General features: G+C 63.4%; 16 protein-coding genes. 5 read left to right on the top strand and 11 right to left on the bottom strand.

Annotated features, from left to right (window positions below):
- Positions 1-46 precede the first annotated feature (46 nt).
- On the top strand, positions 47-904 hold the full coding sequence (locus tag J7548_RS12120; protein WP_290974835.1) for an IclR family transcriptional regulator: 858 nt from the start codon (positions 47-49) through the stop codon (positions 902-904).
- Between the two features lie 10 nt (positions 905-914).
- On the opposite strand, the gene J7548_RS12115 is transcribed toward J7548_RS12120, so the two are convergent.
- Complete coding sequence (locus J7548_RS12115) at positions 915-1,796, bottom strand: SMP-30/gluconolactonase/LRE family protein (RefSeq protein ID WP_290974834.1); 882 nt, start codon at positions 1,794-1,796, stop codon at positions 915-917.
- A 151-nt stretch (positions 1,797-1,947) separates the two neighbouring features.
- The gene (locus J7548_RS12110; RefSeq protein WP_290974833.1) at positions 1,948-3,099 is read right to left on the bottom strand and encodes a porin; all 1,152 of its coding nucleotides are present in this window, start codon (positions 3,097-3,099) and stop codon (positions 1,948-1,950) included.
- A 320-nt stretch (positions 3,100-3,419) separates the two neighbouring features.
- Between J7548_RS12110 and J7548_RS12105 the strand changes: the two genes are divergently transcribed.
- Positions 3,420-4,361 carry a LysR family transcriptional regulator gene (locus J7548_RS12105; protein WP_290974832.1) on the top strand — a complete coding sequence of 314 codons (942 nt, stop codon included), beginning with the start codon at positions 3,420-3,422 and terminating at the stop codon, positions 4,359-4,361.
- A 274-nt stretch (positions 4,362-4,635) separates the two neighbouring features.
- Here J7548_RS12105 and J7548_RS12100 read toward each other — a convergent pair whose 3' ends face one another.
- The 9 genes from J7548_RS12100 to J7548_RS12060 all read right to left on the bottom strand — a co-directional run bounded on the left by J7548_RS12100 (position 4,636) and on the right by J7548_RS12060 (position 16,213).
- Positions 4,636-5,412 (bottom strand): SDR family oxidoreductase, encoded by a 777-nt coding sequence (locus J7548_RS12100; protein WP_290974831.1) that lies wholly within the window; start codon positions 5,410-5,412, stop codon positions 4,636-4,638.
- A gap of 71 nt (positions 5,413-5,483) precedes the next feature.
- Complete coding sequence (locus tag J7548_RS12095) at positions 5,484-7,244, bottom strand: IlvD/Edd family dehydratase (RefSeq protein WP_290974830.1); 1,761 nt, start codon at positions 7,242-7,244, stop codon at positions 5,484-5,486.
- A 78-nt stretch (positions 7,245-7,322) separates the two neighbouring features.
- Positions 7,323-8,546, bottom strand: coding sequence for a multiple monosaccharide ABC transporter permease (mmsB, locus tag J7548_RS12090; RefSeq protein WP_290974829.1), 1,224 nt, complete (start codon positions 8,544-8,546; stop codon positions 7,323-7,325).
- Between the two features lie 10 nt (positions 8,547-8,556).
- Complete coding sequence (gene mmsA / locus J7548_RS12085) at positions 8,557-10,086, bottom strand: multiple monosaccharide ABC transporter ATP-binding protein (RefSeq protein WP_290974828.1); 1,530 nt, start codon at positions 10,084-10,086, stop codon at positions 8,557-8,559.
- A 128-nt stretch (positions 10,087-10,214) separates the two neighbouring features.
- Entirely contained in the window at positions 10,215-11,288 is a 1,074-nt protein-coding gene (chvE, locus tag J7548_RS12080; protein WP_290974827.1) for a multiple monosaccharide ABC transporter substrate-binding protein, read from the bottom strand.
- Between the two features lie 244 nt (positions 11,289-11,532).
- Positions 11,533-12,540, bottom strand: a complete 1,008-nt coding sequence (gene yjfF / locus J7548_RS12075; RefSeq protein WP_290974826.1) for a galactofuranose ABC transporter, permease protein YjfF — start codon at positions 12,538-12,540, stop codon at positions 11,533-11,535.
- Positions 12,537-13,619 (bottom strand): ABC transporter permease, encoded by a 1,083-nt coding sequence (locus J7548_RS12070; RefSeq protein ID WP_290974825.1) that lies wholly within the window; start codon positions 13,617-13,619, stop codon positions 12,537-12,539. The genes yjfF and J7548_RS12070 overlap by 4 nt, the downstream gene beginning before the upstream one ends.
- The gene (locus tag J7548_RS12065; protein WP_290974824.1) at positions 13,616-15,166 is read right to left on the bottom strand and encodes a sugar ABC transporter ATP-binding protein; all 1,551 of its coding nucleotides are present in this window, start codon (positions 15,164-15,166) and stop codon (positions 13,616-13,618) included. The genes J7548_RS12070 and J7548_RS12065 overlap by 4 nt, the downstream gene beginning before the upstream one ends.
- Before the next feature lie 72 nt (positions 15,167-15,238).
- The gene (locus tag J7548_RS12060; protein ID WP_290974823.1) at positions 15,239-16,213 is read right to left on the bottom strand and encodes an ABC transporter substrate-binding protein; all 975 of its coding nucleotides are present in this window, start codon (positions 16,211-16,213) and stop codon (positions 15,239-15,241) included.
- A gap of 484 nt (positions 16,214-16,697) precedes the next feature.
- Here J7548_RS12060 and J7548_RS12055 point away from each other — a divergent pair, with 484 nt between their 5' ends.
- Genes J7548_RS12055 through J7548_RS12045 form a run of 3 tightly spaced genes read left to right on the top strand, consistent with a single transcriptional unit; the run spans position 16,698 to position 19,267 of the window.
- On the top strand, positions 16,698-17,624 hold the full coding sequence (locus J7548_RS12055; RefSeq protein ID WP_290974822.1) for an aldose 1-epimerase: 927 nt from the start codon (positions 16,698-16,700) through the stop codon (positions 17,622-17,624).
- Between the two features lie 19 nt (positions 17,625-17,643).
- Positions 17,644-18,609: a 2-dehydro-3-deoxygalactonokinase gene (locus J7548_RS12050; protein WP_290974821.1), complete on the top strand. Its 966-nt coding sequence runs from the start codon at positions 17,644-17,646 to the stop codon at positions 18,607-18,609.
- Between the two features lie 19 nt (positions 18,610-18,628).
- Positions 18,629-19,267, top strand: a complete 639-nt coding sequence (locus J7548_RS12045; protein ID WP_290974820.1) for a 2-dehydro-3-deoxy-6-phosphogalactonate aldolase — start codon at positions 18,629-18,631, stop codon at positions 19,265-19,267.
- Positions 19,268-19,281: the final 14 nt, after the last annotated feature.

Raw genomic sequence — 19,281 nt, 5'->3', positions numbered from 1 at the left:
GGCGAAAAACACCTGCCATCCCGCCCGTCCCAGGCAATCCAAGACCATGCCCAGAACCCAAAAAATGACGACTCAGGAATCCGCCATCGCTCCAACCGCCGCCGACATCGACGACGCGGCCGCAACCGGTAGCGCCAGGAACCGCTATGCGGCCCCCGCGCTGGACAAGGGCCTGGATATCCTGGAACTGCTCAGCCGTTCCGAGCAAATGCTGACGCTGAACCAGATCTCCCGGCAGCTCGGCCGCAGCGTCAATGAAATCTTCCGCATGGTGGTTACGCTGGAGCAGCGCGGCTACCTGGTTGCCGACAACGACCACTACCGCCTCTCGCTGAAGCTGTTCGAACTGGCGCACCACCACCAGCCGATACGCTCGCTGGTCGGTACCGCGCTGCCGCACATGCGCGAGCTGGCCAACCGCGCCGTGCAATCGGCCCACCTGACGGTCTACGAAGCCGGCCGCGTGATCGTGGTAGCCCAGGTCGACAGCCCCGAGCGCTGGGCCTTCGGCCTCAAGGTCGGCGCGCTGGTGAGCCTGACCGACACCGCCTCCGGCCACGTGCTGCTGGCCTTCCGCGACGAGGCTGAACGCGCCCGCATGCTGGCCGACCACGTGCACATGGACGGCGAACAGGAAATCGAAACGGCGCAGTTGATGCGCCAGATAGAAGACACCCGCAAACGCGGCCACTCGCGCATGGAAAGCCGCCAGATCCGCGGCGTGGTCAACCTGTCCTATCCGGTCATGGGCGCCAACAACCGCATGCTGGCGGCGCTGAACGTGCCCTATATCGAACGCATCGACAAGAAGGTCAACCCCAGCCTGGACGAGGTGCAAGGCATCGTGCAGGAAATCTCGGCGCGGCTGTCTCGGCTGATGGGCGATTCCAGCTTCGGTTCCTAGGGCCTAGCCGTCAGCCGCCGAAGCGCACTTCCGGCAAGCCGCGCACATCCGCCAGCGGCACCGCGAACAGGGCGCCGGCCAAGGCGTCTTCGGCGCGCCGCTCGGCCGACATGCCCTCATGCGCCGTCGTGACATACAGCAAGTCGAGTTGCGCGCCGCCGAAGGCGACACAGCTCGGCTGCGCGGTCGGCACGTCGACGATATGGTCGATACTGCCGTCGGGCGCGAAGCGCACCACGCGCGATCCGCCCCATTGCGCATTCCAGACGAAGCCGTCCGCATCCACCGTCGAGCCGTCCGGGCTTCCCGGCTGGCCCGACAGGTCGGCGAACACGCGCTGGTTGGCGACGGCCCCGGTGCGCGTATCGTAGTCGCAGCACATGATGCGCTCCTGCAGCGTGTCGCAGTGGTACATCAGGCTGCCGTCGGGACTGAAACAGATGCTGTTGGAAATCGCGATGCCCGGCAACGGCAGGCGATCCAGCGTCAGGTCGGTATTGAGCCGGTAGAAGCTGGCGATCGGCTCGCGCCCGGCATCCTCGTTGAGCGTGCCGAATACGAAACGGCCCTGGCGGTCGCAACGGCCGTCGTTCAGGCGCGTGCCCGGCAAGTCGTCCTCGATGCGGCAAATCGGGGTGATGGCGCCGCTGGCCAGGTTGAAGAAGGCCAGCCGCGACTCCAGGCCAATCAGCAATTGTTCGGCGTCGGCGGTAAACGCAAAGCAGCACAGGCGCTCCGGCATACCCCAGCTACGCGTGGCGCCGCTGCCGGGATGGTGGTTCCACAGGCGGGAGGCATGGATATCGGTCCAGAACACCGACTGCGACCGCTCGCACCACAGCACGCCCTCGCCCAATTCATGGCCGCCATCGACCACCAGTTGCGCCTTCATCGACATATCCTCACATTACGTTAATCACAATCGCGCCTGCCCGCGTGCATCTTCCATACTTGCATGATATCGGCGGCAAGCAAAAAAGGGCAGGCTTGCGCCTGCCCTGAAACTACATCAAGACCACCTCAGGAAGGATTTACAACTTAACTTAGAACGAGTGCGCAATACCGAAGTAACCACCGGTCTGACTCAGGCCGGAGACGCCGGTATTGCCGCCGTTTTCCAGCGCGTGCGAAGCACCGGTGCCATTGCGGACAGTACCCACATCGACATACAGCAGCGTGCGCTTAGACAGGAAGTAATTGATGCCGGCCATGTACATGTTGGCATTGCCTCCACCATTGACACCGCCTTCGGCATTGTTCGCGCTCAGATGGAACAAGCCGCCGACCAATTGGAATTGCGGAGTCACATCGTAATTGGCGCCGACCCAGTAGTGGTTGGCCTTATCCGGTGCGCCGGCAGCTGCATCCGGTGCGCGCAGGTTTTCGTAACCCACAAACAGCTTCAGCTTGTCGAACTTGTAGGTACCGCCCAAGATAAATTCCTTGGAGTGATTCCAGATGTCGTCGTATGTGCCTACCTTGGCACCGGTCGCGTCGGTTCCGCTGCTACGTTTCACATCATAGATTGCGCGCAATTCCAGGCCATTCTTCTGGTAGACCAGGGAAATGCCATCCTTACGGCCATCGCCGCCATTGATGGTGCCCTGGTTGAAAGAACCTGCCTTTTCACCCAGGCTGGTCTGCAGCGTCGCAGAGAAGCCACCGAAATCCGGAGTCGTGTATTCAATCACGTTGCTGGCGCCAGGCCAGTTGCGGCCGTTAACCAGGGTAGCGGTGCCGATTGCTTGCTGGCCAGTCGGATCCAGGAACCAGATATCATTATTGATAAATAGGTTCTTACCGAACTTGAGAGAGCCGGCGGAGCTCGACGACAGGCCCACATAGGAACGACGATTGAACAGAGTGGAGGTTGAACCGGTATCGGTGCCATTGAAGGCGCCCTTGGTCGAATTAAAACCGGATTCCAGCAGGAAGAAGGCATTGGTGCCGCCGCCCAGGTCTTCCGTGCCCTTGAAACCGATCATGCTGGTACCCCATTGGTTGTTGGCGGCGCTCCACTTGGAGCCCTTGGTGCCATCCGGGTTGACCGCATTGGTCTGGAAATCGATGCCGGCAACCACACGACCATAGATGGTCACGCTGGTTTGCGCCTGCGCTTGTGCCGAAAATGCTCCCACCAGCGCGAGCGCGCACAGGGTCTTTGCTCCAGTAAAGGATGGCTTCACTTGCTTCATGAATAGTCTCCGTGGATATTGCTGTTTAGATTTTTTCGTCGGTGGGCTTGGTCGTGCAGGCTCGCACTCTTGACCGTCCGAACCTGACTCGATCCTGACAGTCTCCCAACTTTTTGTTTATGGTGCTGCCCGACCTACTCTGCTCATTCCCGGCGCTGCGTTCGTTTATTTTTGCGCGCTTGGAATGTGGCTAGATACTAAGTATTCGTGCCATGTCTTGCCAATGAATTCTTTCGCAATTCCGATATGCGATTTGATATCATCAATCGCAGCAGAAAACTTAACGTAAAAAAATCTAAAGCAAGCTTCCGCGAAAGCCTATGAAAAACAGTGACCCCAACTGGTTTCTTCGCGCGCGATTAAAGACACGCCAACTCCTGCTGTTAATCGCCCTCGACGACACTCGCAACATCCACCGCGCCGCCAGCGAACTGAACATGACCCAGCCGGCCGCTTCCAAGCAGCTGAAGGACCTGGAAGACATGCTGGGCGTCTCGCTGTTCGAGCGTTTGCCGCGCGGCATGCGGCCGACCATCTACGGCGAGGCGATGATCCGCCATGCGCGCATGGCGCTGACCAGCCTGTCCAAGGCGCATGAAGATATCGTGGCGCTGAAGTCCGGCCTGTCGGGCCAGGTGGATGTGGGCGTGATCCTGTCGCCGGGCATGGCGCTGCTGCCCCCGGCGATCGCACGCGTGAAGGAACAGGCGCCGATGCTGCGCATCGGCGTCGAGGTGGAAAGCAGCAACATCCTGCTGTCGCGGCTGCTGCACGGCGAGCTCGATTTCATCATCGGCCGCATCCTCGATGAAGAGGCCAAGCACGGCCTGGACTACCAGGAACTGGCCGACGAGCCGGTATGCGCGGTCGCGCGCGTGGGCCATCCACTGCACGCGCGCACCGACCTGAAGCTGTCGGAACTGGCCGGCGAGCCGTGGATCATGGCGCCCAAGGGCAGCATCCTGCGCGCGCGCTGCGACCAGATGTTCCGCGAGGAAGGCCTGGCGCCGCCATCCAACGTGGTCGACACCACCGCCATCCTGTTCATCACCAGCCTGCTGCAGCAGACCGACTTCCTGTACGCCATGCCGACCGAAGTGGCGCGCTATTACACCCAGGCGCGCCTGATGGATATCCTGCCGATCGAACTGCCCTGCCGCATGTCCGGCTTCGGCATCATCACGCGCCAGGACAACCTGCTGTCTCCCGGCGCCACCATGCTGCTGCAGGCGATCCGCGAAGTCGCGAAAATGATTTACTAAACGGCTGGAAAACACGAGGACAGCGCTTCTCGCGGCACATTATGCGGCCGGAAAACAACACTGCGGCGCAGAGTTTTATTAAGAAATGTAAGGAAGAGTAAGCGGCGCTGAAATTCCACTCACACGTCTCATCGCCGAATGAGGCTTGCGCGCCACACTTAATACATCGCACCGGAATCGAACGCCGCCAAAACAAAAAAGAGTCGCCACATGGCGACTCTTTTTTTCATTAGCAAGCCTTGGGGATATCAGTTCCGATATCCGGCAAACCGCATCACACCCATCCCGCGTCGACGATGAATTCCTGCGCCGTGCACATCGCACTGTCGTCGGCCGCCAGGAACAGCACCATGCGCGCCAGATGCCAGGGCAGCAGCTCGCCCGGCAGGCACTGGTTGCGCGCGATCGCCTGCTTGCCTTCCTCGTCCAGCCACAGCTTGATCTGGCGCTCGGTCATGACCCAGCCCGGCGTGACGGTATTGACGCGGATCTTGTGCGGACCGAGGTCACGCGCCAGGCCGCGGGTCAGGCCCAGGGTCGAGGCCTTGGCCGTGGTGTAGACCGGGAAGCCGCCGCTGGACTGGTGCCAGCTGATGGAACTGAAGTTGATGATGGAGCCGCCGCCGCGGCGCTTCATGCCCGGCACCACCGACTGCACGGCGAAAAACGACGGCCGCTGGTTGATGGCGATGCGGTCGTTCCAATAATCCAGGCTCACGTCTTCCAGCTTGTGGCGCTCATCGTTGGCGGCGTTGTTGACCAGCACATCGAAGTCGCCGACTTCACCTTGCAGCTCAGCGATGGTTTTCTGGAAACCGGGGATGTCGCGCAGGTCGCAGTGGCGGAATAGCGGTTTGGGGAAACCGGCTTGCGCCAGTTCGTTGCACAGCGCCTCGCTGGCATCCTTGGCGATATCGACGAACGCCACATGTGCGCCCTGCTCGGCGAAGGCGCTGACGATCGCCGCGCCGATGCCGGTGCCGCCGCCGGTGATGAAAACGCGCTTCCCCTTGAGGCTGGGGAAGCTCGCCAGTTGTACGTTACCGCTCATCTTTTCTCCTTGATGGCCGGCATCATGCCGATGCCGGCGCATTGTTCGATCGTTCTACAGAGTCTTGTCGCTTAGTGCGAGTGCTTGGGCACGGCGGCGCCGCGGCAACCGACCAGGAAGTCGAAGTCGCATCCCTGGTCCGCCTGCAGCACGCGGTCGACGTATAGCGACTGGTAGCCGCCGGCCATCGCCGGCTGCTGCGCGGCCAGCTTGGCGGCGCGTTCGGCCTGGCGGCGCGCCATCTCCTCATCGCTGATGTCCAGCTGCAGCTTGCCGGCATAGGCGTCGAGTTCGATGAAATCGCCGTCCTGCACGATGCCCAGCGGGCCGCCGGCGGCCGCTTCCGGCGCCACATGCAGGATCACGGTGCCGTAGGCGGTGCCGCTCATGCGGGCGTCGGAGATGCGCACCATGTCCTTGACGCCGGTGGCCAGCACCTTGGGCGGTAAGCCCATGTTGCCGACTTCGGCCATGCCGGGATAGCCCTTGGGCCCGCAGTTCTTCATCACCAGCACGCAGCTCGCATCGACATCCAGCTCAGGGTCGTTGATGCGTTCCTTGTAGTGCGCGAAGTCTTCGAACACCACGGCGCGGCCGCGGTGCTTCATCAACTCGGGCGACGCCGCCGACGGTTTCAGCACGGCGCCGCGCGGCGCCAGGTTGCCGCGCAGGATGCACATGCCGCCGTCCTCGATCAGCGGCTTGGCCAGCGGGCGCACCACTTCATCGTTATAGATCGGCGCATCCTTGACGTTGTCCCACATGGTCTTGCCGTTGGCGGTCAGCGCATCCGGGTGCGGCAACAGGTCAGCTTCACCCAGGCGGCGCATCACCGCCGGCAAGCCGCCGGCGTAATAGAACTCTTCCATCAGGAACCGGCCGGAAGGCTGCAGGTCGACGATGGTCGGCGTGCCGCGGCCGATGCGGGTCCAGTCTTCCAGTTCCAGGTCGACGCCGATGCGGCCGGCGATCGCCTTCAGGTGGATCACCGCATTGGTGGAACCGCCGATGGCGGCATTAGTGCGGATGGCGTTCTCGAAGGCCTTGCGGGTCAGGATCTTGGACAGCTTCAGGTCTTCCCACACCATGTCGACAATGCGCATGCCGGACAAGTGCGCGAGAACATAGCGGCGCGCATCGACCGCGGGGATCGCTGCATTATGCGGCAGCGACACGCCCAGCGACTCGGCCATGCAAGCCATGGTCGACGCGGTGCCCATGGTGTTGCAGGTGCCGGCCGAACGCGACATGCCGGCCTCGGCCGCCATGAAGTCATGGATGGTGATCTCGCCGGCCTTGACCTGTTCGGACAATTGCCACACCACGGTGCCGGAGCCGATGTCGCGGCCCTGGTGCTTGCCGTTCAGCATCGGGCCGCCGGTCACCACGATGGCCGGCACATCGACGCTGGCCGCGCCCATCAGCAACGCGGGCGTGGTCTTGTCGCAACCGGTCAGCAGCACCACGCCATCGATCGGGTTGCCGCGGATCGACTCTTCCACATCCATGCTGGCGAGGTTGCGCGTGAGCATGGCGGTCGGGCGCAGGTTGGATTCGCCGTTGGAGAACACCGGGAACTCCACCGGGAAACCGCCGGCTTCGATGATGCCGCGCCGCACGTGCTCGGCGATCTTGCGGAAGTGGGCGTTGCAGGGCGTCAGCTCCGACCAGGTATTGCAGATGCCGATCACCGGCTTGCCCTGGAACTCATGGTCGGGGATGCCCTGGTTCTTCATCCAGCTGCGGTACATGAAGCCGTTCTTGTCGGCGGTACCGAACCAGCCAGCCGAACGCAGCTTGCGGGACTTGTCTTTTTTGTCGTCACTGCTCATTGTGAATATCCAGATGCCTTGAAGTGGGATTCTTGCGCGGCAAACCGGCCTCCTGGCCCGCCCGCCGCCCTGCCGGCCTTACTTGTTCTTGTTGTAGACGTCGAAGCACACCGCCATCAGCAGCACGAAACCCTTGATCATCTGCTGGTAGTCGATGCCGATGCCCATGATGGACATGCCGTTGTTCATCACGCCCATGACGAAGGCGCCGATGACCGCGCCCATCACCTTGCCGACGCCGCCCGAGGCCGAGGCGCCGCCGATGAAGCAGGCCGCGATCACGTCCAGCTCGAAGCCCAGGCCGGCCTTCGGGGTGGCGGTGTTCAGGCGCGCCGCGAAGATCAGGCCGGCCAGCGCCGACAGGATGCCCATGTTGACGAAGGTGAAGAACGACACGCGCTCGGTCTTGATGCCCGACAGCTTGGCCGCCTTCTCGTTGCCGCCCACGGCGTAGACGCGGCGGCCCAGCGTGGTGCGGTTGGTGATGAAGGTATACAGCACCATCAGCGCGAACATGATGATGAGCACGTTGGGCATGCCCTTGTAGGTCGCCATCAGGTAGCTGAAGGCGATGATGGCGGCGGCGAACAGGCAGTTCTTGATCAGGAAGAACAGTTGCGGTTCGTCTTCCATGCCGTGCTTGGTCTGCTTGCGGCGGCCGTGGATCTTGACGCCGATCAGCACCACGGCGGCGATCACGCCGACGATCAGCGAGGTGGCGCGGAACTGCGTGTTATCGGTCAATTCGGGAATGAAGCCCGAGGACAGCATCTGGAACGCCGGCGGGAACGGGCCGAGCGACTGGCCCTGCAGCAGCGCCAACGCCATGCCCTTGAACACCAGCATGCCGGCCAGCGTGACGATGAAGGACGGGATCTTGAAGTAAGCGATCCAGTAGCCTTGCGCCGCGCCGATCACCGCGCCGGCGATGATGCAGACCACCGAGGCGGTGACGAAGTCCCAGCCGTAGTCCACCATCAGCACCGCCGCCAGCGCGCCGATCAGGCCCACCACCGAACCGACCGAAAGGTCGATGTGACCGGCCACGATCACCATCAGCATGCCCAGCGCCATGATCACGATGTAGCTGTTCTGCAGCACCAGGTTGGTCAGGTTCAGCGGACGCATCAGCGTGCCGTCGGTCATGATCTGGAAGAACGCCATGATCGCCACCAGCGACAGCAGCATGCCGTACTCGCGCATGTTGTTCTTCAGGAAGCCGGCGTAATCCTTCTTCTCGCCCTGGGCCGCGATGTCGCTGGCCGCCACCGGTTCGTTCTTGCTCATGTTCATGGTCTCCATTTTCAATTCCTCAAATCCTCTTGTTGCGCATGATGGCGCGCATGATGCTTTCCTGGCTGGCCTCTTCGCGCGGGAACTGGCCCACGAACTGGCCTTCGTTCATCACGTAGATGCGGTCGCACATGCCCAGCAGCTCCGGCATTTCCGACGAGATCATGATGATGCACTTGCCCTCGGCCGCCAGGCGGCTGATGATGTTGTAGATCTCGAACTTGGCGCCGACGTCGATGCCGCGCGTGGGTTCGTCCAGGATCAGCACTTCCGGCTGCGAGAACAGCCACTTGGAAAGCACCACCTTCTGCTGGTTGCCGCCCGACAGGTTGACCACCTTCTGCAGCACGCTGGAGCAGCGGATGCGCATCTGGCTCTTGAAGTCGGCCGCCACCTTGTATTCGCGCGCCTCGTCGATGACGGTGCGTTCGGCCACGCCGGCGAGGTTGGCCAGCGAGATGTTCTTCTTGATGTCTTCTTCCAGCACCAGGCCGTCGCCCTTGCGGTCTTCGGTGACGTAGGCGATGCCGTGCGAGATCGCCTTCTGGATGGTCGACAGGTCCACTTCCTTGCCATGCAGGAAGGCCTGCCCGGTGATTTTCTTGCCGTAGGCGCGGCCGAAGATGCTCTTGGCCAGTTCGGTGCGGCCCGAGCCCATCAGGCCGGCGATGCCGACGATCTCGCCGGCGCGCACGGTCATGTTGACGTCCTTGATCGCCAGGCGGTCATCCAGCACCGGATGGTGCACGCGCCAGTCGCGCACTTCGAAGATGACCTCGCCGAGCTGCGGGTCGCGCTTCGGATAGCGGTCGGCCATCTCGCGCCCGACCATGTGGGCGATGATGCGGTCTTCGCTGATCGGTTCGGCGCGGCAGTCGAAGGTATCGACCGTGGTGCCGTCGCGCAGCACGGTGATGGAGTCTGCCACCTTGGAAATTTCGTTGAGCTTGTGCGAGATCAGGATCGAGGAAATGCCCTGGGCCTTGAGCTCCAGCAGCAGCTCCAGCAGCGCATCGCTGTCGCTTTCATTCAGGCTGGCGGTGGGTTCGTCCAGGATCAGCAGCTTGACTTCCTTGGACAGCGCCTTGGCGATCTCGATCAGTTGCTGCTTGCCCACGCCCAGGCTGTTGACCAGCGTCAGCGGCGATTCCTTCAGGCCGACCTTGGCCAGCAGTTCCTTGGCGCGCACGTAGGACTGTTCCCAGTCGATCACGCCGCCGCGCGCCTGCTCGTTGCCGAGGAACAGGTTTTCCATCACCGACAGCAGCGGCACCAAGGCCAGCTCCTGGTGAATGATGATGATGCCCAGGTGCTCGCTGTCGCGGATGTCGCGAAAGGAACGCACGTCGCCCTTGTAGACGATGTCGCCCGAATAGGAGCCATGGGGATAGACGCCGGAAAGGACCTTCATCAGCGTCGACTTGCCGGCGCCGTTTTCACCGACGATGGCGTGGATCTCGCCTTCGCGCACGGCGAGGTTGACGTTGTTGAGCGCCTTCACGCCGGGGAAGGTTTTCTCGATGCTGCGCATTTCGAGAATGTTGTTCATGATGCTGACCTCTTGTTCTGCGCCTGCTTTTGAACGCAATAGTCCCGCACAGGGGCGGGACTATGCTGATTCATGCCTCATATTGAATCGAACGGCGGGCCGCAACACAAGGTTGCAGCCCGGCCGGCTTACTTGACCTGCGCTTCGGTATAGTAGCCGCTGCCGATCAGGACTTCCTTCCAATTGGACTTGTCGACCACCACCGGCTTCAACAGGAAGGAAGGCACGACCTTCACCCCGTTGTTGTAGGTCTTGGTGTCGTTGATCTGCGGCTGCTTGCCGCCCAGCACGGCGTCGACCATGCCGACGGTGACCTTCGCCAGTTCGCGGGTGTCCTTGAAGATGGTCGAATACTGCTCGCCGCGGATGATGGACTTGACCGAAGGCACTTCGGCGTCCTGGCCCGACACGTACGGGAACGGCTGTTGCGGGGTGCCGTAGCCGACGCCGCGCAGCGAGGACAGGATGCCGATCGAGATGCCGTCATACGGCGACAGCACCGCGTTCACCTTGGCGTTGCTGTAGTAGGCCGACAGCAGGTTGTCCATACGCGCCTGGGCGGTCGCGCCGTCCCAGCGCAGGGTGGCGACCTTGTCCATGCCCATCTGCTTGCTGCGCACCACCAGCTTGCCGCTGTCGATGTAGGGCTTCAACACCGACATGGCGCCGTTGTAGAAGAAGAAGGCGTTGTTGTCGTCAGCCGAGCCGCCGAACAGTTCGATGTTGAACGGACCCTTGCCGTCCTTCAGGCCCAGCGCCTTTTCCAGCGATTGCGCCTGCAGCACGCCGACCTGGAAGTTGTCGAAGGTGGCGTAGTAGTCGACGTTCTTCGAGCCGCGGATCAGGCGGTCATAGGCGATGACCTTGACGCCCTTGTCGGCGGCCTTCTGCAGCACGTCGGTCAGGGTGGTGCCGTCGATGGCGGCGATCACCAGCACCTTGGCGCCCTTGGTCAGCATGTTCTCGATCTGCGACAACTGGTTGGGGATGTCGTCTTCCGCGTATTGCAGGTCGGTGTTGTAGCCCTTTTCCTTCAGGACCTTGACCATGTTGTTGCCGTCGGCGATCCAGCGGGCCGAGGACTTGGTGGGCATGGCCACGCCGACCAGCGCCTTGCTCTGCGCGCTCACCTGTGCGCTGACGGACATCAGGGTGACGCCCAGGCCGAGCGCCAGCCCGGTCAATACCGATTTGATCTTCATGTTGTATGTCTCCAATTGATGAATGGCGTGTTGTTGTTCTCAAAACTCCGCCGCGACGACCTGAATGGTGCAGAAGCTGCAGGCAGGAACGCATGACGTCCCATGTTTTGCGGCCTCTACAATAATGTCTTTAACAATACATTTCTAATGATTTTTTAACCGCAACAGATATGTTTTTTAGTATGCCTCTCCCTATGTAAAGAAATATTAAGTTATCTCAACAAAGCTGCGCGGATCGGCGGTTTCAGCCCGCCGCGGCGGCCACCGGTTTGCCTCGCAAGGCGCCCAGCGCAATCACCCTTTGCGCCACGCAGAACACGAACAGCAAGGCGCCGATGAAGATCTTGGTCCACCAGGAACTGAGCGTGCCGTCGAACGCGATCAGGGTCTGGATCACGCCCAGGATGAGCACGCCGGTCAGCGTGCCGGCCACGTAGCCGTAGCCGCCGGTCAGCAGCGTGCCGCCGATCACCACCGCGGCGATCGCGTCGAGTTCGGCGCCCTGCGCGTGCAGGCCGTAGCCCGACAGCATGTAGAACGAGAACAGCACGCCGCCCAGCGCCGCGCAAAAGCCCGAGAAGGCATACACCAGCACCTTGGTGCGCCCAACCGGCAAGCCCATCAGCAAGGCCGACTGCTCATTGCCGCCGATGGCATACACGGCGCGCCCGAAACGGGTGCAATGCGCCAGCCAGATGCCCAGCGCCAGCATCGCCAGCGCCACCACCACGCTGGGCGAGATGAACAGCTCGCCGAACTCGATGCGGGTCTGCGACATGGCGACGAAGAAGGGATCGTCGATGGTGATGGAGTTGATGCTGATCAGGTAGCACAGGCCGCGCGCCAGGAACATGCCGGCCAGCGTGACGATGAAGGCCTGCAGCTTGAAGTAATGGATCAGTCCGCCCATGGCCGCGCCGAAGGCCGCGCCCAGCGCCAGCACGGCGGCGATGACCAGGATCGGGTTCCAGTGCGCGCTCTGCAGCAGCCACGCCGACACCATGGTCGACAGCGCCAGCACCGAGCCCACCGACAGGTCGATGCCGCCGGACAGGATGACGAAGGTCATGCCGATGGCCACCACCAGCAGGAAACCGTTGTCGATCAGCAGGTTCAGCATCACCTGCGGCGACAGGAAACCGTCATAGCCGGCCGCGCCCAGCAGCAGCATCAGCGCCAGCAGCGCTACCGTGATCGCCGAAGTGAACCACGGCGCCCGCGAAGCGCGGCGCAGGGAAACGATTGCATTCATGATTTGACAGCCTTGAAGATGCGGCGGAATTCCGGCGATTGCGACAGGCAGACCAGGAACACCACGATGGACTTGACCACCATGTTCACCTCGGGCGGCACGCCCAGCGAATAGATGGTATAGGTCAGGGTCTGGATGATGAGCGCGCCGATCACGCTGCCCACCAGGCTGAACTTGCCGCCGGCCAGCGAGGTGCCGCCCAGGGTGACGGCCAGGATGGCGTCCAGTTCCAGCAGCAGGCCGGCATTGTTGGCGTCGGCGCTCTTGATGTTGGAGGCCACCATCAGGCCCGCCAGCCCGGCGCAGAAGCTGCAGAAGATATAGACGAAGAAGATCAGCGCGGCGGTGCGGATGCCGGCCAGGCGCGAGGCCACCGGGTTGATGCCGACCGACTGGATGAACAGGCCCAGCGCCGTCTTCCTCATCAGCAGCGCCAGCAGCACGAACATGCCCAGCGCGATGTAGAGCGAGAACGGCAAGCCGAACAGGTAGCCGCCGCCGATGAAGAAGAACGGCTTGTAATAGACCGTGATGATCTGGCCGTCGGTCAGCAATTGCGCCAGGCCGCGCCCGGCCACCATCAGGATCAGCGTGGCGATGATGGGCTGCAGCCCGAGCGCCGCCACCAGCAGGCCGTTCCAGGCGCCGCACAGCAAGGCTGCGCCAACCGCCGCCGCCAACGCCCAGACCATCGGCACGTTGCTGACGTATTGCGAAACGCCGCCGACCACCACCATCTTGCCGCCGATCAGCAGCGCCGCGACCGCGCCGGAGATTGCGACCACCGCGCCCACCGAAATGTCGACGCCGCGCGTGGCGATCACCAGCGTCATGCCCAGCGCCGCCAGCATCAGCGGCGCGGCGCGGTTGACGATGTCGACCAGCGCGCCGTAGAGGTGGCCGTCCTTGATCTCCAGCCGGAAGAAGCCTGGCACCAGGAGCAGGTCGATCAGCAGCAATGCCGCCAGCGCCGCCAGCGGACGTAACAACGGATGGCGCGTCGCACGCGCCAGCAGCGCCTGCAAGCCGCTGTCGCCGGCCGCTTCGGGTATCAGTTTGGAATCCATGGATGCACTCATGCGGCCTCTCCCGCAATCACCTGCAGCACCGACTGCTCGTCGAGTTCGCCGCGTTGGTATTCGCCGCAGGCGCGGCGGTCGCGCAGCACCAGCATACGGTCGCTGCAGCGAAGGACTTCCGGAATCTCGGAAGAAATGAAAAGAATGGCCATTCCCTTGCGGCACATGGCGATCACGAAATCCATGATCTCCTGCTTGGCGCGCACATCGATGCCGCGCGTGGGTTCGTCCAGGATCAGCATGCCGGGGTCGGTCGCCAGCCAGCGCGCCAGCAGCGCCTTTTGCTGGTTGCCGCCGGACAGCGCGCCGATCGGCGTTTCCAGGTCGGCGGTCTTGATGCCGAGCCATTTCACGTAATCGGCGGCGATCTGGTTCTGGCGCTTTCTCGGCAGCACGCGGAACAGCCCCTGGCGCGCCTGCAGCGCCAGCACGATGTTCTCCCGCACCGACAGCTCCAGGATCGCGCCTTCCTTCTTGCGGTCTTCCGAACAGAAGCCGATGCCGGCGGCGATGGCGTCGCGCGGCGCCGCCAGCCTGACGCTCTTGCCGTCGACCAGCAGCGCGCCGCCGTCGGCCTTGTCCGCGCCGAACAGCAGGCGCGCCATTTCGGTACGGCCCGAACCGAGCAGGCCGCACAGGCCGAACACTTCGCCGCGCCGGATATCCAGGTCCTGCGGCGCCAGCATGCCCTTGCGGCCGAAGCCGCGCGCCTGCAGGAACAGCTCGCCCTTGCTATGGGCATCGGCCGACAGCTCCGCGGCCAGCGCGTCGGCGCCGGCTTCCACCTTGCGCTGGTCGACCGCGGTCACGCCGACCATCTTGTTGACCAGATCCAGGCGCGACAGCTCGGCCACCGGATACTCACCCTCGCGCACGCCGTTGCGCAGCACCGTGATGCGGTCGGAAATCTCGTAGGTCTGGTCGAGGAAGTGGGTCACGAACAGGATCGCCATACCCTGCTCGCGCAGGCGCCGCAGCACCTTGAACAGCTGCTGCACCTCGGCCTCGTCGAGGCTGGAGGTCGGCTCGTCCAGGATCAGCACCTTGGCCGACACCGACAGCGCGCGAGAGATCGCCACCATCTGCTGGATCGCCAGCGGATAGGACGACAACTGCGCGGTGACGTCGATATCGATCTGCAATTGCTGCAGCAGGCGGCGCGATTCGGCATGCACCGTCTTCCAGTCGATGCGGCCGAAGCGGGTCGGATAACGGCCGATGAAAATGTTTTCCGCCACCGAGAGATTGGGGCAGAGGTTGACTTCCTGGTAGACGGTGCTGATGCCCAGCTCCTGCGCCTGCAGGGTGGACGCCGGGGCGATCTCGCGGCCGTCCAGCGCGATGCGCCCGGCATCGGGTTCGTACACGCCGGTCAGCACCTTGATCAGGGTGGATTTTCCCGCGCCGTTCTGTCCCATCAGGGTATGCACTTCCCCCGGGAACAGGCGCAGGCCTACGTCAGCCAGCGCTTTGACGCCGGCGAATGCCTTATGTATACCGCTCAGTTCCAGCATGGGGCGCGCCTGCGCCCCGACAGCCATACTCATCGCGACTCCGTGAAAATGCGCGCAGCCGATGCGCGGGATCGCTTCCCGCACACCGGCCGCCCGCGCTCAAGCTCAATACTTGCGGTTCGGGAATTCCTTGGCCGCAACCTCGGCCGGGAACACGCCTTCTTCGGTAGTGATGCGCTTGGGCACTTCCTTGCCGGCCTTCACATCCTTGGCGATCTGCATCAGTTGCGGGCCCAGCAGCGGGCTGCATTCGACGGTGACGTTGATCTTGCCGGCCATCATGGCTTCGAACGCGCCCTTCACGCCGTCGATGGAAATGACCAGGATGTCCTTGCCCGGCTTCAGGCCGGCTTCTTCGATGGCCTGGATGGCGCCGATGGCCATGTCGTCGTTATGCGCATAGAGCACATTGATCTTCTTGCCGTCGGCCTTGAGGAAGGCTTCCATGACTTCCTTGCCCTTGGCGCGGGTGAAGTCGCCGGTCTGCGAACGGATGATCTTCAGGCGCGGCTCGGACTTGATGATTTCCTCGAAACCGGCCTTGCGGTCGATCGCCGGCGCCGAACCGACGGTGCCTTGCAGCTCGACGATATTGATGTCGCCGGCCGGCAGCGACTTGGCGCGCTCCAGCAGCCAGCGCGCGGCGCGGCGGCCCTCTTCCACGAAGTCGGAGCCGATGAAGGTCACGTACAGCGACTTGTCGGTGACATTGACGGCGCGGTCGGTCAGGATCACCGGGATCTTGGCGGCCTTGGCCTCGCGCAGCACGGTTTCCCAACCCGATTCGACCACCGGCGAGAAGGCGATCACGTCGACCTTTTGCGCGATGAAGGAACGGATCGCCTTGACCTGGTTCTCCTGCTTCTGCTGGGCATCGGCGAACTTCAGGTTGACGCCGGCCTGCTTGGCCGCATCCTTGATCGACACGGTGTTGGCGGTGCGCCATTCGCTTTCGGCGCCCACCTGCGAGAAGCCCATGGTCAGCGGCTTGTCGGCGGCGAATGCGGGCAGGCCCGCGACGGTGCCGCCCAGGCCCATGCAAATGGCTGCGCCCAGAAGCGCTCTTCTTTTGGTATTCATTGCTTGTCTCCGTTGGCTGGAAATCGTCCGATTCCCTTGTTATGTGCAAGAAATGCGTGCGCTGCGCCGGCGATACTTTTGACTTGTTCGAGATAAGGGCCGGCGACGCGGTCTCAAATTGCGGGGAAACCTCATCCCTTCAATTCGCGCTCAATATTAGGAGAGCAAAAAATATCCGGCCAATGAATTTTTGATGGAATCCGATATCGATTCGCGCATCGTTGGCCGGAACCGGATGCGATTTTCCCGCATGGATTTTGGCCCGAGAGCACTCACGATTTTGATATCGCTTGTGCGCTTTTTTTCATTATTCCGCGCCGAGGGCGGGTGATAGCATCGGCCTGTTTTTTTTGAAGCGCATCCGGTGAAGACAGGAGTGCGACATACCTTGAGCACTCGCCCTCTTCATGCGATGGCCTCCCGCGCAGCCGGCACACAATGCCTGAAGGCGCGGGCAGCATCCAATAACAACATACGAGACATCATGCCTTCCCGAGCAACCGACGCCACCCGTGCCGGCGCCCAGGCGCTGCCGGAAATCCATACACTGCAATCCGGCCGCCAGCGCCTGCGCGTCATGCCCGGCCTTGGCGGCAGCATCGCCGCCTGGGATTGGCACAAGGGCGGCCGTTGGCTGCCGCTGTTTCGCCCCTGGGACGGCCGTTCGCGCGACCTCTACAGCACCGCCTGCTTCCCGCTGGTGCCCTGGTCCAACCGCATCACCGAAGGCGGCTTTTCCGCCAACGGCACGCAGCATGCGATCAGGCCCAACCGCAGCGGCGAACCGTACCCGATCCACGGCGACGCCTGGCTGCAAGCCTGGCGCGTGGCGACGCAAGCGCAAGAGCGCATGACGCTGGAACTCGATTCCCGCTACCGGGACGGCAATCCTTACGCCTATCACGCCCGCCAGTTGTTCACGCTGCGCGAAAATTCGCTGGAGATAGAACTGCGCGTGACCAATGCCGGCGACGCGCCCCTGCCTTTCGGCCTGGGCCTGCATCCCTACTTTCCGAGCGACGCCAGGACGCGCCTGCAATTCCGCTCGCGCGGCGTATGGATTTCCGGCGCCGATCCGATCCCCACCGGTTTCACGCACCAGTTGCCGCCGAGCTGGGATTACAACCGCCCGGCGCCGGTGGATGGCCCGCTGATCGACAACTGCTACGAAGGCTGGGACGGCCTGGCCATGATCGAAGACCCTTCGCGCGGCCTGCGCCTGCAAATGCATACCCAGGACCGCAGCGGCTACACCCTGCTGTACCGGCCGCCGGGGCTGGGCTACTTCTGCCTGGAACCGATCACGCACCCGATCGACGCCTTCCACATGCCGAACCGCCCCGGCCTGATCGACCTCGCGCCGGGCGAAGACATGGTGTTGCTGACGCGCTTTTCAGTTTGCGACCTATAAGCCGGCGCAAAGAGATCCAATGAACCAAACGACCAAGAATGACTGCGCGCTGATCGCGCTGGACTGGGGCACCTCTTCGCTGCGCTGCTACCGCTTCGACGCGCGCGGCGAAGTGGCCGAGCGGCGCGGCCATCCGTGGGGCATCATGAACCTGCCCGCGGTGGGAGGCTCCGCCGTCAATCCTGAACTGGCCTTCCGCCACGCGCTGGAAGCGGCCTGTGGCGACTGGATGACCGCCGCGCCCGATGCGCCGCTGATCGCCGCCGGCATGGTCGGCAGCAAGCAGGGCTGGCGCGAAGCGCCGTACCTGACCGTGCCGCTGGCGCCCGACCGCATCGGCCGCAAGCTGCTGCGCATCGATACCGGCCTGGCGCGCCCGCTGCACATCGTTCCCGGCCTGCTGCAGGTATCGACGCTGCCCAACGTCATGCGCGGCGAGGAAACCCAGGTGATCGGCGCGCTGCAGCAGTGGCGCGAAGAAGAGTTGCTGATCGGCCTGCCCGGCACCCATTCGAAATGGGTACGCGTGAGTCACGGCCGCATCCAGCATTTCGATACCTTCATGACCGGCGAAGTCTACGGCGCCCTGTCGGCGCACACCATCCTCGGACGCACCATGCAAAAGCCCGACACGCCCGACGACGACGCCTTCCTGCGCGGCGCGCGGGTGGCGCAAAGCGCCGAAGGCCAGGCCGGCGTACTCTCCAACATCTTCAGCAGCCGCACGCTCGGACTGACCGGCGAACTGGCACCACAGGCGCAACCGGACTACCTCTCAGGCCTGCTGATCGGCCACGAGATCGCCGCGCTCAAGAATCTGGCCAGCCACCATCCGCAACGCATCGGCCTGATCGGCGACCCGGCCCTGTGCCGCCGCTACCGGCTGGCGCTGGACCTGTACGGCATGGGTCCGGTCAGCGTGGCCGAACATGCCACCGAGGCCGGCCTGTGGACGCTGGCGCAACACGCCGGCCTGCTCAACTGAGCACATCGACAAGGAACACATGAACAGCAACCCCAAGCTACTAGAAGACGCCCTGCGCCGCACCGGCCTGATCGCCATCCTGCGCGGCGTGCGCCACACCGAAGCCGAAGCCATCGGCGCGGCCCTGTATGAAAGCGGATTCCGCATCATCGAAGTGCCGCTCAACTCGCCCGAACCGCTGCTGAGCATCGCCGCGCTGCGCAAAAGCCTGCCGGCCGACTGCATCGTCGGCGCCGGCACCGTGCTCAAACCCGAACAGGTGGAGCAGGTCAAGGCTGCGGGCGGCGAACTGATCGTCATGCCGCACAGCGACGGCGCGGTGATCCGCGCGGCCAAGGAGGCCGGCCTGACCTGCGCGCCGGGCGTGGCCACCGTCACCGAAGCCTTCGCCGCGCTGGCCGCCGGCGCCGACGCGCTCAAGATGTTCCCGGCCGAACAGCTCGGCCCGCAGGTGGTCAAGGCCTGGCGCGCCGTGGTGCCGCGCCAGGTCGCGCTGCTGCCGGTGGGCGGCATCACGCCGCACGGCATGGCCGCCTTCCTCGAAGCCGGCGCCTCCGGCTTCGGCCTGGGTTCGGCGCTGTATTCGCCGGGCCTGCCGGCCGACGAGGTACGCCAGCGCGCGCAAGCCTTTGTCGCCGCGTGGAAAGCGCAGACCTGAATGTTTCTCGCCGC

The organism is Herbaspirillum sp. (assembly GCF_017744395.1).
Classification (GTDB): Bacteria; Pseudomonadota; Gammaproteobacteria; order Burkholderiales; family Burkholderiaceae_D; genus Herbaspirillum.
Note: the sequence above shows the minus strand (reverse complement) of the source record. Positions and strands in the feature narration are given on the sequence as shown.